The organism is Goekera deserti (genome assembly GCF_010685995.1).
Lineage (GTDB): Bacteria > Actinomycetota > Actinomycetes > Mycobacteriales > Geodermatophilaceae > Goekera > Goekera deserti.
Genome location: NZ_JAAGWK010000005.1, coordinates 137,522 through 152,641, shown reverse-complemented (window position 1 = coordinate 152,641; position 15,120 = coordinate 137,522). Strand labels below are relative to the sequence as shown.

Below are 15,120 nucleotides of genomic sequence, written 5' to 3'. Positions count from 1 at the left end.
GTGTCGCAGGGGCCCGCCCGGGCGTCCCGCCGTGGCAGGGTGCGGTCATGACCTGGGATGTCGTCCTCCGCACCGGTGCGCGTCACCGGTCCGGTGCCACCCGGCCCGAGGGGCCCCGGCGTGGGTAGGCACGCCGCCGGCGAGGCCGAGGGCACGCACCCGCTCGTGGCCGCGGCCCTCGCCCGCCGGGCCGCCGTCGGTCCCGCGCGGGTGCCGTCCGTGTCCGGTGGTCCGCTCGGGTGGCCGGGTGACGTGCACCCAGGCTCGGGCCTCGGCTGGCCCGGACCGGTGCCGGACGGCGCAGCTGCGCTGCCCGTCGCGGAGTCGATGGCGGTGCAGGACCGGCCGGTGGACGTGCCCCCCGCGGACGCACCGCCCGCTGGCCCGCGGGCGGTGCGCGCGTCCGCCGCGGTGTCCCCGGCCCCGCCCGAGCGGGCGACGGTGCTGCGGCCCGCACCGCGCGGTGGGCGCTGGCGCCGCTTCTTCGTCGGTGGCCGCGCTACGTCGGCCGGGCGGGACACCAGCTCCCGGGTCTGAGCCGGTTCACGCCTGCACGTCGGACGCGCCGGACGGTCGGACCTGCTCGGGCCCGACCGATGGACGCCCTCGGCTGGCACGTGTCCGGGTCGACCTGCGCAGGATCCCTCGCGGGTGCGCCCTGTGCCGCCCGGACGGCCCGCGCGGGCAGGGGAGCATGAGCGGACGTCGACACGACGAGGCCGCAATCGGCCCCGTCGGATCGTCGTCGGCGATCGTCGTCCGGTCCAGGACGACGCGCACGGCGCGGTGTCGCGCCGTGCGCGCTCGGTCAGGCGGGGGTGCCGTCGTCCCGGCGGGTGCGCCGGTCGAGCTCCCGGAGGAAGTCCGGGTCGTCGTCCGGGCCGAGCACCGACGGCGGGCGCGTCGGACGCGGCTGCCTCGGGGGGCGCGGCGTGCCGCCCCGCCCCGGCCCCTCCGGGCCACGCTGGATCGCGGACTTGCGCATCATCATGACCACCACGGCCACGGCGATCACCATCAGGAGCAGGAAGAGCACCGGATCACCACCCTCGTCGGACTCCAATGTACGACCGGAGCGATACTCGCAGCAGCAGGAGCGGTCACCGACTCCTGGGACCGCCTGCGCGCGCGAGGAGGACCGGCCATCGACGCGGTGGACGAGCAGCTGATCTCCCTGCTCCGTGAGAACGGCCGGGCCAGCTACGCCGAGCTGGCCCGGCAGGTCGGACTGTCGGCGCCGGCCGTGCACGAGCGGGTCGGGAAGCTCGAGTCGGCCGGGGTGATCACCGGTTACCGTGCGGTGGTGGACCCGGCGGCGGTCGGGCTCGGGGTCACCGCGCTGGTCGGGCTGATCGAGAGCGACTCCGTCGTCGAGGAGGGCATCGAGGACGCGCTGCGCGAGGTCCCCGGCGTCGAGGACTGCTGGTTCGTGGCCGGCAGCGAGGGCTACATGCTCAAGGTGCGTGTGCCCGACATCCCGGCACTGGAGAGCACCATCAGCGCGTTGAACAGGATCCGGGGCGTCGCCCGCACCCGGACGACCGTCGTGCTGTCGACCAAGTGGGAGGGCCGTCATGGCTGAGCCGAGCACCACCACACCCGTCGGACCGGACGGGCAACCGGCCCGGCCCCCTGCCCTGGCACCGCTGCTGATCGCCTACACCCTGGGCCGGCTGCTCGTCGCCGGCGTGCTCGTGGCCCTGCTGTGGTCGGTCGGCCTGGTCGGCATCCCGGCGCTGCTGTTCGGCCTGCTGCTGTCCATGCCGGTGTCCTTCGTGCTGCTCCGCTCGCTGCGGGAACGCCTCACCGAGGCCCTGGTCGCGCGCGGCGAGGTGCGCCGCCGTTCCAAGGAGGAGCTCCGCGCCCGCCTCAAGGGCTCCGAGTAACCCCCTCCCCCCCCGCCCCCGCCCCCAGCCGCCCCCCACCCCCCAGCCCCCGCCGCGATCATGGAGCTGTGTGAACGGCGCGCCGGCGGGTCGCTCGTGCAGCTCCATGATCGCCGGGCGATGGGGGGCGGTGAGGGGGTAGTGGCGTGGGGCGGGAGGGTCAGCTGCTGAGGGCGAGGCCGGTGGCCAGCAGGATGCCGGTGACCAGGGTGACCAGGCCGGTGGCGCGCAGGGCGCCGATCAGCACGGGGCCGCGTCCGCCGCGCAGCACCGTGCGCACCGGCGGCACCGCCAGCGGGGCGGCCAGCAGGGCCAGCAGCGCCCAGGGCCGGGCGAGGCCGATCAGCACGACGGCGAGGAACGGCACCACCATCAGCCCGGCGTAGGCGTACCGGCTGCGCGCCTCGCCGAGGAGCACCGCGACGGTGCGCTTGCCGACGGCGGCGTCGCCGTGCACGTCGCGCAGGTTGTTCACCATCAGCAGCGCCACCGACAGCAGCCCGATCGGCACCGCGGCGGCGAACGCGAGCCCGTCGACCGAGCGGGTCTGGCCGAAGGTCGTGCCCACCACGGCCACCAGGCCGAAGAAGACGAACACGAACACCTCGCCCAGCGCCCGGTAGCCGTAGGGGATCGGGCCCCCGGTATAGGTCCAGGCCGCCGCGATGCACGCGGCGCCCACCGCCACCAGCCACCAGCTGGACACCGCGGCCAGCGCCAGACCGGCCACCCCCGCGACGGCGAAGGACAGCAGCGCCGCCACCAGCACCTGCCGCGGCGTCGCCGCCCCGGAGCCGACCAGCCGCATCGGCCCGACCCGCTCGGCGTCGGTGCCGCGCTTGCCGTCGGAGTAGTCGTTGGCGTAGTTGACCGCCACCTGCAGCGCCAGCGCCACCACCAGGGCGAGCAGGGCGGGGCCGGCCCGGAACTCGTCGAGGGCGCCGGCGACACCGGAACCCACCAGTACGGGGGCGAGGGCGGCGGGCAGGGTGCGGGGGCGGGCGCCCTCGACCCACTGGGCGGGGGTGGCCATGGGTCAGTGCGCTCCTGCGTCGGGGATCGGGGGTGCGGGGTGCAGGGTGCCGTCGAGGACGGCGGCCGCCACGCCCCGCCGGTCCGGCTTGCCGGTGTGCAACGTGGGGACGGCGTCGACCAGCCACAGCTCGCGGGGTGCGGCGGGCGCGCCGAGCCGCCCGGCCACCCAGGGCCGCAGCTCGGCCAGCGCCGGTGCGGCGCCCGGGGCGGGCACCACCACCGCGACGAGCCGCTGCCCCCACTCCGGGTCGGGCCGGCCGGTGACCACGGCGTCGGCGACGGCGGGGTGCTCCCGCAGCGCCGCCTCCACGGCCTGCGGCGCCACGTTGACCCCGCCGGTGACCACCACGTCGTCCAGCCGGCCGTGCACGGTGAGCCGGCCGTCGGGGGTCAGCGAGCCGGCGTCCCGGGTGGTGAACCAGCCGTCGGCGAAGGCAGCGGCGGTCGCTTCCGGGTCCAGCCGGTAGCCGTCGGCGAGCACGGGGCCGGCCAGCTGCACGCCGTCCCCACCCACCCGCACCCGGACGCCGTCCAGCGGGACGCCGTCGTACACGCACCCGCCGGCGGTCTCGCTCATGCCGTAGGTGGTGCGCACCGCGACGCCGGCGGCGCGTGCCCGGGCCAGCAGCGCCGGGTCGGTGGCGGCGCCGCCGACGAGCACCCCGTCCAGGGTGGCCAGTGCCTCGGGCTCGTGGTCCAGGTAGCGCAGCAGCTGGGTGGGCACCAGCGCCGTGTACCGCCGGTCGCCGGCCGGCATCCGGGCCAGCGCCGCGGCCAGCGACTCGCCGCCCGGCCGGTCGAGCACGGTCGGCACCCGGCCGGCCAGCGCGCTGCGGCAGAGCACCTGCAGGCCGGCGATCGCCGAGGTGGGCAGCGCCAGCAGCCAGCTGCCCGGCCCGCCCAGCCGGTCCAGCGTGGCGCTCGCCGAGGCCCGCAGCGCCCCGGCCCCGAGCAGCACGCCGCGGCCACCGCCGGTCGACCCGGAGGTCAGCACCACGAGGTCGGCGCCGGGCTCCAGCGGCCGGTCCGGCTGCAGCACCCGCGCCGCGGCGGCGGCCGCGGGCGCCGGAGAGCTCGGGACGACGGCCAGCGGGGCGCCGCCGTCCAGGGCCGCGCGCAGTGCCGGCCACACGGTGTCCAGCACGCCGCCGGGGCAGTCGGGCGCGGGCACGAGTGTCAGGTGCCGGGCCACGACTGACCACCCTATGGCCTCGTCGCCGGGGCCCGCGGCGAGCGGAGCGGGGCGTGGCGGGCGACGGGGTCCTTCTACGCTGGACGGGTGATCACCGCCGGCCCCGACGCGCCGTCGGTCGCGCTGTCCGCCCACGTCTACCGCATCCCGCTGCGCACCCGGTTCCGCGGCATCGACGTGCGGGACGCCGTGCTGGTGCAGGGCCCGGCCGGCTGGGGCGAGTTCTGCCCGTTCTGGGACTACGACGACGCCACCAGCCGCCGCTGGTGGGCCAGCGCCGTCGAGGCCGCGGTGCTGGGCTGGCCGGCCCCGCAGCGATCCACCGTGCCGGTCAACGTCACCGTGCCCGCGGTCGGCCCGGAGCAGGCGCACGCCCTCGTGACGGCGTCCGGCTGCAGCACCGCGAAGGTCAAGGTGGCCGAGCCCGGCCAGACCCCCGCCGACGACGTCGCCCGGGTCGAGGCGGTGCGTGACGCCCTGGGTCCGGCCGGCGCCATCCGGGTCGACTCCAACGCCGCCTGGGACGTCGACACCGCCGTGGCCCGCATCCGCGAGCTGGACCGGGTCGGCCTGGAGTACGTCGAGCAGCCGTGCGCCACGGTCGCCGAGCTGGTCGCGCTGCGCCGGCGCACCGACGTGCGGATCGCCGCCGACGAGGTGCTGCGGCTGGCCGCGGACCCGCTGCGGGTGGACCTGCGCGAGGCCTGCGACGTGCTGGTGCTCAAGGTCGCCCCGCTGGGCGGCGTGCGGGCTGCGCTGGCCGTCGCCGAGGCGCACGGGCTGCCCTGCGTGGTCTCCTCCGCGCTGGAGAGCTCGGTCGGCATGGCCGCAGGCGTGGCGCTCGCCGCGGCCCTGCCCGAGCTGCCCTTCGCCTGCGGCCTGGCCACCGTGGCGCTGTTCACCGACGACGTCACCTCCACCCCGCTGCTGCCGGTCGACGGCGCCGTGGCCGTGCGCGCCGTGGTGCCCGACCGGCTGGCCGAGACCGCCGCGGACCCGGACACCGAGCGGCGCTGGCTGGACCGGCTCGCCGCGGTGCAGGCCGGATCCCCGCCCTGCCCCGGGACCGCGCCCGTGTCCGGGGCGTCGGCGTGAACCCGTCCACCGCCTTCGCGCGGGTCTTCGTCGACGAGCTGCTGCGCGGGGGCGTGCGGGACGCCGTCGTCTGCCCGGGGTCGCGGTCGGCGCCGGTGGCCCTGGCGCTGGCCGACGCCGAGGCCGCCGGCCGGTTGCGGCTGCACGTGCGCATCGACGAGCGCACCGGTTCCTTCCTCGCCCTCGGTCTGGCGAAGGCGTCCGGCCGGCCGGTGCCGGTGCTCACCACCTCGGGCACCGCCGCGGCCCATCTGCATGCCGCCGTGCTGGAGGCGGCGCACAGCGGGGTGCCGCTGCTGGCGTTGACCGCCGACCGCCCGCCGGAGCTGCGCAGCACAGGCGCGAACCAGACAGTCGACCAGGTCGGGCTCTACGGCGGCGCGGTGCGCTTCGCCGCCGACCTGGGCGTGCCCGAGCCCGGCCGGGAGGCCGTGCAGAACCGCTACTGGCGCTCGCTCACCGCGCGGGCGCTGCTGCTGGCCGTCGGAGCGCTCTCCGCCGACCCCGGCCCGGTGCACCTGAACCTGGCGCTGCGCGACCCGTTGATGCCGGACGCCGACGACACCGCCGAGCCCGGCGCCGAGCCGACCTCGCCCTGGGCGGGCCGGCCGGACGGCGCCCCGTGGACCTCGGCGGCCACCGAGCCCGGGCCGCTGGCCGCGCCGTCACTGGCCTCGCTGGCCAGCCGGCGGCGCCGTCGCACCGTCGTGGTCGCCGGGGACGCGCCCACCGCGGTGGGCCGCGCGGCAGCGGTGATCGCCGACCAGCGCGGCTGGCCGGTGCTGGCCGAGCCGAGCAGCGGTGCCTGGGGGGCCACCGGGGCGGTGCGCGGCGCGGCGCTGCTGCTGGGCACCCCGCACTGGATCGCCGAGCACCGGCCCGACCGGGTGCTCGTGGTCGGCCGGCCCACCCTGTCCCGGCCGGTGGGTGCCCTGCTGGCCGACCCGGACGTCGCCGTCGAGACGCTGGGCCCCACGCCGCGCTGGCCCGACCCCGGGCGGGGCAGCGCCGTGGTGGGTGGCGTGCGGATCGACCTGGGCAGCGTGCTGGGCGGTGCCGACGCGGCGGGGTCGACGGACGAGGCCTGGCTGCCGGCGTGGTCCGACGCGGCCGCGCGGGTCGGCGCCGCCGTCGACGCGGTCCTGGACGCACCGGTGGACGGGCGGCCGGCGCTCACCGCCGCGCGGCTGGCGCGCGACCTGGTGGCGGCGCTGCCGGCCGGTGCCCTGCTGGTGCTGGGCAGCTCCACCCCGGTGCGCGACGTGGACCGGCTGGCCGTGCCCCGCGCCGGGCTGACCGTGCTGGCCAACCGCGGCGTGGCCGGCATCGACGGCACGATCTCCACCGCGACCGGCGCCGCCCTGGCCCACCAGGCCGCCGGCGGCGGACCGGCGTTCGCGCTGATGGGCGACCTCACGTTCCTGCACGACATGACCGGGCTGGTCGAGGGCGACGGCGAGCCGCTGCCCGACCTGACCGTCGTCGTCGGTGACAACGACGGCGGCGGGATCTTCGCCCAGCTCGAGCCCGGCCGTGACGCCTACCGCGACCGGTACCGCCGGGTGTTCGGCACCCCGCACGGCCGAGACCTGGTCGCGGTGGCCCGGGCGCTGGGCTGGCCGGCGACGGCGGTCACCACGCCGGACCAGCTGCAGCAGGCGCTGGCCGCCGGTGGCCGGCGCGTGGTCGTCGTCCGCACCGACCAGCGCGCCGAGGCCGAGCTCGCCACCCGCCTGCGGGATGCCGCCGCCACCGCGCTGAGCTGACCGGACGGCCCCGCTGCAGGGTCCCGCCGCGAGCGTGCAAGTGGTGGGGGGGCAGCGGGGTCCTTCCTCAGTCCTCCAGGGCGGCCTGGAAGGCGGCGAGCTTGTTCTGCGTCTCGGCCAGCTCGGCCGCGGGGTCGGAGCCGGCGACGATGCCGCAGCCGGCGAACAGCCGGGCCTGGGCGCCGCCGTCCTCGCCGGTGAGCTGGGCGCAGCGCAGCGCGATGCCGAACTCGCCGTCGCCCCGGGCGTCCAGCCAGCCGACCGGCCCGGCGTAGCGGCCGCGGTCCATGCCCTCCAGCTCGGCGATCACCCGGGCCGCGACCGGCGTCGGCGTGCCGCAGACCGCGGCCGTCGGGTGCACGGCGTCCACGAGCTCCAGCAGGCCGGCGGCCCCCCGGGCGCCGCTGCGCCGCTGGGTGCCGCGCACGTCGCTGGCCAGGTGCCGCACGTTGGGCAGGGTGAGCAGCTCGGGCTCCGCCGGGGCGACCAGCTCGGAGCAGAACGGCTGCAGCGCGGTGACCAGCGAGTCGACCGCGTAGCGGTGCTCGGCCCGGTCCTTCGCCGAGCCGAGCAGGCCGGCGGCCAGCACGTCGTCCGCGGCGCCGGCCCCGCGGGGCGCGGTTCCGGCCAGCACCCGGGCGGACAGCTCGCGGCCGGTGCGGCGCAGCAGCAGCTCGGGGGTGGCGCCGAGCAGGCCGTCGACGGCGAAGGTCCAGCAGTCGGGGAAGCGGCTGGCCAGCCGGAGCAGCAGCCGGCGCGGGTCCAGCCGGTGGTCGGCGGTGACCAGCAGGTCGCGGGCCAGCACCACCTTGGCCAGGTCGCCGGCGTCGATGCGCTCCACGGCCGCGGCCACCGCACCGCACCAGGTGACCGGGTCCAGCGAGCCGTCGGCGTAGCGCAGCTGGCCGATCGAGGTGTCCGCCTCCTCGCCCGACGTCTCGAACACCGGGCGGTCCACGGCGTCGTCGGTGGTGGTCACCCAGGTCTGCCCGCCGCGGCGGCCCACGACCACCTCGGGGACGACGAAGACCGACGTCGAGGCCTCGGTGTCGAAGGCGATGGAGGCGAACACGACCGGGCCGGAGCCGGGCACCCGCAGCGGGTCGACGACGGCGGTGCGGGCGCAGCGGTCGGCCCACCACTCCTGGGCCTCGGCGAGCGCGCCGGGCCCGGACACCTCCAGCCGGTCGGCCTCGCCCCAGCCGACGAGCCCCTCACCGCGGCGCACCCAGGAGACTGCGCCCTCGACGGGGAGCAGGTGGAGCAGCGGGGTGCGGCGCCGCCCGAGCGGGGTGGTCAGGGTGCTGGACCGCCATGACGCCGGGTCCCGCGGGGAGGTGACCGCCGCTGTGCTCACCCCCCGAGGGTAGGAGCTGTGCGGGTACCGTCGCCGCCGTGGTGACCCGCGAGGAGGAGACGCGCAGCACGCTCCGGAGCCGACGGGGTCTGCGCGCCGACCTGGACAAGCGCCCGGCCGAGGTCGCCGCGATGTTCGACCGGGTCGCCGGCCGCTACGACGTGACCAACACCGTGCTCTCCGGTGGCCTGGACGCCGGCTGGCGCCGGGCCACCCGGCAGGCCCTCGGCGCCCGTGCCGGGCAGACCGTGCTGGACGTCGCCGCCGGCACCGCGGTGAGCACCGTGGAGCTCGCCGCCGGCGGGGTGCGGGCCATCGCCTGCGACTTCTCCCAGGGCATGCTCTGGGCCGGCATGCAGCGCCCGGTGCCCAAGGTCGCCGGCGACGCGATGGCGCTGCCGCTGGCCGACGAGAGCGTGGACGGCGTGGTCATCTCCTTCGGCCTGCGCAACGTGGCCGACCCGGACGCCGCGCTGCGCGAGTTCCGCCGGGTCACCCGGCCGGGCGGCACGCTGGTGGTGTGCGAGTTCTCCTCGCCGGTGTGGCGCCCGTTCCGCACCGTCTACACCGAGTACCTGATGAAGGCGCTGCCGCGGATCGCCGACCGGGTGAGCAGCAACCCCGACGCCTACGGCTACCTCGCCGAGTCGATCCGGGCCTGGCCGGACCAGGCCGCGCTCGCCACCCGCCTGCAGGGTGCCGGCTGGAGCGACGTCGCCTGGCGCAACCTCACCGGCGGGGTCGTCGCGCTGCACCGGGGCACCCGCGCCTGATCAGCGGTTGCCGGGCCGTGGACGCGGGCACGCACCGGCCATGACGTCACCGCCGATGCCCGTCCCGGACCAGCCCTCGCCGTCGCCCTCCCCGGTCGACCCGCCCCCGCCGGGCGCCCCGCCGCCCGGCTCGCCCGCGCCCGGCCCCACGCCCAGCCCGACCGACCCGGTCGCCCCGCCGCCGCCCGCCGGCTGACCCGCCCGGGGTCGTCTGCTTACGATCACCGGGCCCGCGCCCACCCGGCCGGCGCCCGGACGACGAGGTGGTGAGCACGGTGACCGGCACCGACGACCAGCGCGCCGACGTGCAGGGCCGCACCGCCGACGTCGTCGTCGTCGGCGCCGGGCCGGCCGGGTCGACCGCCGCCTGGTGGCTGGCGCGGGCCGGTCTGGACGTCGTCGTGCTGGAGAAGGCGGTGTTCCCCCGGGAGAAGGTCTGCGGCGACGGGCTGACCCCGCGCGGGGTCGCCAGCCTGCAGGCCATGGGCATCGACACCTCCGAGACCGCCGGCTGGACCCGGCACCGGGGGCTGCGGGTGTTCGGCGGTGGCCAGGTCGTCGAGGTCGACTGGCCGCAGCTGACCCGCTGGCCCGGCTACGGCCTCATCCGCACCCGCGCCGACCTGGACCAGCAGCTGGCCGGGCACGCCGCGGCCGCCGGCGCGCAGGTGCACCAGGACGTCACCGTCACCGACCCGCTGCTGGACGACGCCGGCCGCGTGGTGGGCGTGCAGGCCCTCGCCGGGCCGGGGAAGCGGCCGGTCACCTGGCACGCCCGGCTGGTCGTCTCCGCCGAGGGCTCGTCGGGCCGGCTGGCCAAGTCCTTGGGCCTGGAGCGGCGCACCGACCAGCCGCTCGGCGTCGCGGTGCGGCAGTACGTGCGCACCCCCCGGTCCGCCGACCCGTGGCTGGACATCTCCTTCGACCTGACCGACCGCGGCCCGGACCGCGCCTCGATGCCCGGCTACGGCTGGCTGTTCGGCATGGGCGACGGCACGGCCAACCTGGGCTTCGGCTTCCTCGACACCCGCCGCACCGGCCCGGACGACGCCCGCACCGTGTACCGCCGCTGGGTCGAGACGCTGCCGCCGGAGTGGGAGCTCGAGCCGGTCACGCCGCTGCGCGGGGCCGGCCTGCCCACCTCGCTGGGACGCCGCCCGGCCTACACCCGCGGTCTGGTGCTCGTCGGGGACACCGTGGGGGCGATCAACCCGTTCAACGGCGAGGGCATCAGCTACGCCATGGAGACCGCGCGCACCGCGGCCGAGGTCGTCGTCGCCGCGCTGGCCGCGCCCGGCCCGGTCGCCGCCGAGCAGCTGCTGCGCACCTACCCGGACCGGCTGCGGGCCGAGTACGGCGGCCACCACCGGCTGGGCGCCGGGTTCCTGGCCCTGCTGGCCCGCCCGGACGTCGTCCGGTTCACCACCGCGCACGGCCTCAAGCGCCCCGCCCTGGTGCGCGCCGCGCTGCGGCTGATGGGCAACCTGCACGACGGCCGGGACGGCGACGCCGTCGACCGCGCGATCGCCGTCCTCACCCGGGTGCTCCCCGCCGCCTGAGCGCCGACCGGGGCGACGTGCCCGGCGCACCGCCCCCGCGCAGCCCGCGCACGGCCCGGTCGGTGCGGGCCGCCGTCCCCGGCCCGGCGGGGTGCCCGCGGGTGAGGGTGCCCTGCGTTACGACATCGCAACCCCGCCTGCTTTCGTTCTCTGTGACCGAGGGCATAGGGTCGACAAGGAAACTTTGTGAATTACTTCACAAGCTGGTCGAGTGGGGCGCGGTGCGCCGGGGGAGCCGTCGATGTTGTCCAACTACATGCCGTTCGTCGGGCTCTTCGTGCTGGCCGCGGCGTTCGCCCTGTTCTCCGTGGCGGCCGCCCCGTACGTCGGCCCGCGGCGCTACAACCAGGCCAAGCTCGAGGCCTACGAGTGCGGCATCGAGCCGGTCGACCAGCCGCTGACCGGCGGCCGCTTCCCGGTGAAGTTCTACCTGACCGCGATGCTCTTCATCGTCTTCGACATCGAGATCGTCTTCCTCTACCCGTGGGCGGTCAGCAACGAGGCGCTCGGCGTCTTCGGCCTGGTCGAGATGGCGGTCTTCATCGCCACGGTCTTCATCGCCTACGCCTACGTCTGGCGCCGCGGGGGCCTGGAGTGGGACTGACCCGCCGCCCGGCACCCGCACCCCTCCTGCGCAGAGAGCTCCACGCTCTCTGTACGGGAAGCGTGACCACCACCGACCGGAGGGGCTGAGCATGGGCCTGGAAGAGAAGATCCCCAGCGGCATCCTGCTGACCAGCGTGGAGAAGGTCGTCAACTGGACCCGCAAGTCCTCGCTGTGGCCGGCGACGTTCGGCCTGGCGTGCTGCGCGATCGAGATGATGGCCTCCGGTGCCGGCCGTTACGACCTGGCCCGCTTCGGCATGGAGGTGTTCCGGCCCTCCCCGCGCCAGGCCGACCTGATGATCGTGGCCGGCCGGGTGAGCCAGAAGATGGCGCCGGTCGTGCGGCAGATCTACGACCAGATGCCCGAGCCGCGCTGGGTGCTGGCGATGGGTGTCTGCGCCAGCTCCGGCGGGATGTTCAACAACTACGCGATCGTCCAGGGCGTCGACCACATCGTGCCGGTGGACATGTACCTGCCCGGCTGCCCGCCGCGGCCGGAGATGCTGATGGACGCGATCCTCAAGCTGCACCACAAGATCCAGCACGAGCCACTCGGTCCCAAGCGCGCGGCAGCCCTGGCCGCGGCCCGCGCGGACGGGACGGCGAAGGAGCTGCACGTGGCGATGCCGTCGTCGGTGCGCGCGCACAAGGAGAGCCGGGAGGCCTACGAGCGGGCCGCGGCCGCCGGGCGCACCGGCCAGTTCGCCATCGAGCAGCGTGACGGCGCCGCCGTCCGGCTGCCGGAGGCGCGGCCGTGACCGGGGGCGCGGCGGGTGGCTTCAAGCGCGGGGCGTTCGGCGTCTCGGGCAGCGGGGACACCTCGGGCTTCGGCGGGCTGGTGCGTGTCGAGCCCGGGGGTGCCGTCGCCCTGCACAGCAGCGAGCGGCCCTACGGCGGCTGGTTCGACGAGGTCACCGACGCGCTGATCGAGGCCGTCGGGCCAGCCACCTACGCGGCCGCCGTCCCGCGGGTGGTGGTGGACCGCGGGGAGATCACCTACTTCGTGCTGCGCGAGCACCTGCTGACGATCGTGCAGGCGCTGCGCGACGACGAGGCGCTGCGCTTCGAGCTGTGCAGCAGCGTCTCCGGCGTCGACTACCTGGACAGCGGCGGCCCGGACGTCTCCGAGGTGCTCCGGCTGCACGTGGTGCTGCACCTGACGTCGATGACCTACCGCCGTCGCGTGCGGCTGGAGGTGGCGGTCAGCGCCGAGGACCCGCACCTGCCCTCGGTCACCGGCGTGTACCCGACCGCGGACTGGCACGAGCGGGAGACCTGGGACATGTTCGGGATCGTCTTCGACGGTCACCCGGCGCTCACCCGGATCCTCATGCCCGACGACTGGGACGGGCACCCGCAGCGCAAGGACTACCCGCTGGGCGGCGTGCCGGTCGAGTACCACGACGCCCAGATCCCACCCCCGGACCAGCGGCGGAGCTACCGGTGACCGCCGACCGCGAGACCAGCGGGAGCAGCTCATGAGCACCACGTTCGACCCGTACGCCGGCTCACGGCAGACCACCGAGGGTCGCGTCTACACCGTCACCGGCGGCGACTGGGACCAGACCTTCGGCGGTGACCAGCTCGGCGAGGAACGGCTCGTGGTCAACATGGGCCCGCAGCACCCCTCGACGCACGGGGTGCTGCGCCTGGTCCTCGACCTCGAGGGCGAGACGGTGACCAAGGCGCGGGTGGTGATCGGCTACCTGCACACCGGCATCGAGAAGAACATCGAGTACCGCACCTGGACGCAGGGCACCACCTTCGTCACGCGGATGGACTACCTGGCCCCGCTGTACAACGAGGCCGGCTACTGCCTGGCCGTGGAGAAGCTGCTGGGCATCGAGGCCCCGCAGCGGGCGCAGACCATCCGGGTGCTCGTGATGGAGCTCAACCGGATCGCCTCGCACCTGGTGGGGCTGGCCACCTTCGGCATGGAGATGGGCGCCCTCACCGGCATGACCAACGGCTTCCGCGAGCGGGAGATGATCCTCGACCTGCTCGAGGAGATCACCGGCCTGCGGATGAACCACGCCTACATCCGCCCCGGCGGCCTGGCCCAGGACCTGCCCGAGGGCGTGGAGGGCCGCATCCGCGACTTCCTCGACGTCATGCCGGCCCGCGCGCAGGACTTCCACAAGCTGCTCACCGGCCAGCCGATCTGGCAGCGCCGGCTCAAGGACGCCGGGTACCTCGACGTCACCGGCTGCATCGCGCTCGGCGTGACCGGGCCGATCCTGCGGGCCGCGGGCCTGCCGTGGGACCTGCGCAAGGTCGAGCCCTACCTCGGCTACGAGGACTACGACTTCGAGGTGCCCACCGCCGACACCTGCGACGCGTGGGGCCGCTACCTGGTGCGGATGGCCGAGGTGACCGAGTCGCTGAAGATCATCGAGCAGGCCCTGGACCGCCTGGAGCCGGGCCCGGTGATGGTCGAGGACAAGAAGATCGCCTGGCCGGCGCAGCTGTCGCTCGGCTCCGACGGCATGGGCAACTCCCTGGAGCACGTGCAGCACATCATGGGCCAGTCGATGGAGGCCCTGATCCACCACTTCAAGCTGGTCACCGAGGGCTTCCGGGTGCCGGCCGGGCAGGTGTACTCGGCGATCGAGAGCCCGCGCGGCGAGCTCGGCTTCCACATGGTCAGCGACGGCGGCACCCGCCCGTTCCGCTGCCACGTGCGCGACCCCAGCTTCGTCAACCTGCAGGCCACCGCGGCGATGAGCGAGGGCGGCATGATCGCCGACGTCATCGCCGCCGTGGCGTCGATCGACCCCGTCATGGGGGGAGTGGACCGCTGATGAGCGCGCTTCCTGGATCCACCGAGGGCACGGCCGTCACCGGCCTGGACTCCTCGCCGGTCGAGCCGGTCGCGGCCGACCTGCCGCCGCTGACCGAGCAGACCCGGCTCGAGTGCCGGGAGCTGATGGCCCGCTACCCGCAGGCCCGCTCGGCGCTGCTGCCGATGCTGCACCTGGTGCAGTCGGTGCAGGGCTACGTCTCGCCCGAGGGCGTCGCGCTGTGCGCCGAGGAGCTGGGGCTGACCAAGGCCGAGGTAGGCGCGGTCGCGACGTTCTACACGATGTACAAGCGCAGCCCCACCGGCCGGCACATCGTCAGCGTCTGCACCAACACGCTGTGCAACGTGCTCGGCGGCCAGCGGATCTTCGAGGCGGTCAAGGCCGACCTCGGCGTCGGCCACGACCAGACCACCGCCGACGGCTCCATCACCCTGGAGCACGCCGAGTGCCTGGCGGCCTGCGACTACGCGCCGGTGGTCACCGTCGACTACGAGTTCTACGACCAGCAGGACGTCGAGAGCACCCGGGAGCTCGTCGCGGCGCTGCGCCGCGGGGAGAAGCCGCTGCCCACCCGGGGCGCGCCCCTGACCGACTTCCGCGGCGTCTCCCGCCAGCTGGCCGGCTTCTCCCAGCACGCCGACGCCGAGGCCGCCCGGGCCGCCGTCGACGGTCCGTCCGCCGGGGTGCCCACGCTGGTCGGCGTCCGGCTGGCCGAGGAGCGCGGGGAGGCCGCCCCGCCGATGCAGGCCCCGGCCCCCGCGCCGACACCGGACGTCGACGAGCCGCGCGCCGCCACCCGGCCCACCGGTCGGACCGGCCAGGCACCGGAGAAGGAGGCCTCCGACGCCCGCGTCGCGGCGGCCGGCAACCCGGCCGAGCGTGCCGGGGCGAAGACGGCCGACCCCGACCGGAAGGGCCCGTCCCGCCGGCGCACCGGCACGCGCGCCACCGGCACGGACACCCCGGCCACCCCCGCGCAGTCCGGATCCGGAGAGGGTCCCGCCCCCTCGACCAGCCCGAGCCCACCGACCGCCCAGAGAGAGGTCTGAG

16 protein-coding genes are annotated in these 15,120 nt (G+C 76.1%); 12 read left to right on the top strand and 4 right to left on the bottom strand.

Going from position 1 to position 15,120, the window contains the following annotated elements:
* Positions 1–120 precede the first annotated feature (120 nt).
* On the top strand, positions 121–537 hold the full coding sequence (locus G1H19_RS02235) for a hypothetical protein (protein WP_152732065.1): 417 nt from the start codon (positions 121–123) through the stop codon (positions 535–537).
* A gap of 271 nt (positions 538–808) precedes the next feature.
* On the opposite strand, the gene G1H19_RS02230 is transcribed toward G1H19_RS02235, so the two are convergent.
* A complete protein-coding gene (locus G1H19_RS02230; RefSeq protein WP_162393187.1) occupies positions 809–1,036 on the bottom strand; it encodes a hypothetical protein in 228 nt (75 codons plus the stop codon).
* 117 nt (positions 1,037–1,153) lie between these two features.
* Here G1H19_RS02230 and G1H19_RS02225 point away from each other — a divergent pair, with 117 nt between their 5' ends.
* The gene (locus tag G1H19_RS02225; RefSeq protein ID WP_235928162.1) at positions 1,154–1,582 is read left to right on the top strand and encodes an Lrp/AsnC family transcriptional regulator; all 429 of its coding nucleotides are present in this window, start codon (positions 1,154–1,156) and stop codon (positions 1,580–1,582) included.
* Complete coding sequence (locus tag G1H19_RS02220) at positions 1,575–1,886, top strand: DUF4229 domain-containing protein (protein ID WP_152732067.1); 312 nt, start codon at positions 1,575–1,577, stop codon at positions 1,884–1,886. Before G1H19_RS02225 ends, G1H19_RS02220 begins: the two co-directional genes overlap by 8 nt.
* Positions 1,887–2,046: 160 nt before the next feature.
* Here G1H19_RS02220 and G1H19_RS02215 read toward each other — a convergent pair whose 3' ends face one another.
* On the bottom strand, positions 2,047–2,919 hold the full coding sequence (locus G1H19_RS02215; RefSeq protein WP_152732163.1) for a 1,4-dihydroxy-2-naphthoate polyprenyltransferase: 873 nt from the start codon (positions 2,917–2,919) through the stop codon (positions 2,047–2,049).
* 3 nt (positions 2,920–2,922) lie between these two features.
* The gene (menE, locus tag G1H19_RS02210; RefSeq protein ID WP_162393670.1) at positions 2,923–4,113 is read right to left on the bottom strand and encodes an o-succinylbenzoate--CoA ligase; all 1,191 of its coding nucleotides are present in this window, start codon (positions 4,111–4,113) and stop codon (positions 2,923–2,925) included.
* An 87-nt stretch (positions 4,114–4,200) separates the two neighbouring features.
* Between menE and G1H19_RS02205 the strand changes: the two genes are divergently transcribed.
* Positions 4,201–5,208 (top strand): o-succinylbenzoate synthase, encoded by a 1,008-nt coding sequence (locus tag G1H19_RS02205; protein ID WP_162393669.1) that lies wholly within the window; start codon positions 4,201–4,203, stop codon positions 5,206–5,208.
* Entirely contained in the window at positions 5,205–6,974 is a 1,770-nt protein-coding gene (gene menD, locus G1H19_RS02200; RefSeq protein ID WP_162393668.1) for a 2-succinyl-5-enolpyruvyl-6-hydroxy-3-cyclohexene-1-carboxylic-acid synthase, read from the top strand. The genes G1H19_RS02205 and menD overlap by 4 nt, the downstream gene beginning before the upstream one ends.
* 67 nt (positions 6,975–7,041) lie before the next feature.
* On the opposite strand, the gene G1H19_RS02195 is transcribed toward menD, so the two are convergent.
* Complete coding sequence (locus tag G1H19_RS02195) at positions 7,042–8,331, bottom strand: isochorismate synthase (protein WP_174277984.1); 1,290 nt, start codon at positions 8,329–8,331, stop codon at positions 7,042–7,044.
* 38 nt (positions 8,332–8,369) lie between these two features.
* Here G1H19_RS02195 and G1H19_RS02190 point away from each other — a divergent pair, with 38 nt between their 5' ends.
* The 7 genes from G1H19_RS02190 (at position 8,370) to nuoE (ending at position 15,119) form a co-directional block, all read left to right on the top strand.
* Positions 8,370–9,104: a demethylmenaquinone methyltransferase gene (locus G1H19_RS02190; protein ID WP_235928481.1), complete on the top strand. Its 735-nt coding sequence runs from the start codon at positions 8,370–8,372 to the stop codon at positions 9,102–9,104.
* 275 nt (positions 9,105–9,379) lie between these two features.
* Positions 9,380–10,663: a geranylgeranyl reductase family protein gene (locus G1H19_RS02185; RefSeq protein WP_235928478.1), complete on the top strand. Its 1,284-nt coding sequence runs from the start codon at positions 9,380–9,382 to the stop codon at positions 10,661–10,663.
* Positions 10,664–10,904: 241 nt separating this feature from the next.
* Positions 10,905–11,267 carry an NADH-quinone oxidoreductase subunit A gene (locus G1H19_RS02180; protein WP_407647201.1) on the top strand — a complete coding sequence of 121 codons (363 nt, stop codon included), beginning with the start codon at positions 10,905–10,907 and terminating at the stop codon, positions 11,265–11,267.
* Between the two features lie 91 nt (positions 11,268–11,358).
* Positions 11,359–12,027: a NuoB/complex I 20 kDa subunit family protein gene (locus tag G1H19_RS02175; protein WP_152732162.1), complete on the top strand. Its 669-nt coding sequence runs from the start codon at positions 11,359–11,361 to the stop codon at positions 12,025–12,027.
* Positions 12,024–12,716, top strand: coding sequence for an NADH-quinone oxidoreductase subunit C (locus G1H19_RS02170; RefSeq protein ID WP_162393667.1), 693 nt, complete (start codon positions 12,024–12,026; stop codon positions 12,714–12,716). Before G1H19_RS02175 ends, G1H19_RS02170 begins: the two co-directional genes overlap by 4 nt.
* A gap of 31 nt (positions 12,717–12,747) precedes the next feature.
* Positions 12,748–14,070: an NADH-quinone oxidoreductase subunit D gene (locus G1H19_RS02165; protein ID WP_152732161.1), complete on the top strand. Its 1,323-nt coding sequence runs from the start codon at positions 12,748–12,750 to the stop codon at positions 14,068–14,070.
* Positions 14,070–15,119 (top strand): NADH-quinone oxidoreductase subunit NuoE, encoded by a 1,050-nt coding sequence (gene nuoE / locus G1H19_RS02160; protein ID WP_152732160.1) that lies wholly within the window; start codon positions 14,070–14,072, stop codon positions 15,117–15,119. The genes G1H19_RS02165 and nuoE overlap by 1 nt, the downstream gene beginning before the upstream one ends.
* Position 15,120 lies beyond the last annotated feature (1 nt).

Excerpts from the sequence above, each read along its gene's own strand:
- nuoE (WP_152732160.1), top strand. The coding sequence starts at position 14,070 with ATGAGCGCGCTTCCTGGATCCACCGAGGGCACGGCCGTCACCGGCCTG.
- G1H19_RS02165 (WP_152732161.1), top strand. The coding sequence starts at position 12,748 with ATGAGCACCACGTTCGACCCGTACGCCGGCTCACGGCAGACCACCGAG.
- G1H19_RS02215 (WP_152732163.1), bottom strand. The coding sequence starts at position 2,919 with ATGGCCACCCCCGCCCAGTGGGTCGAGGGCGCCCGCCCCCGCACCCTG.
- G1H19_RS02175 (WP_152732162.1), top strand. The coding sequence starts at position 11,359 with ATGGGCCTGGAAGAGAAGATCCCCAGCGGCATCCTGCTGACCAGCGTG.
- G1H19_RS02180 (WP_407647201.1), top strand. The coding sequence starts at position 10,905 with ATGTTGTCCAACTACATGCCGTTCGTCGGGCTCTTCGTGCTGGCCGCG.
- G1H19_RS02220 (WP_152732067.1), top strand. The coding sequence starts at position 1,575 with ATGGCTGAGCCGAGCACCACCACACCCGTCGGACCGGACGGGCAACCG.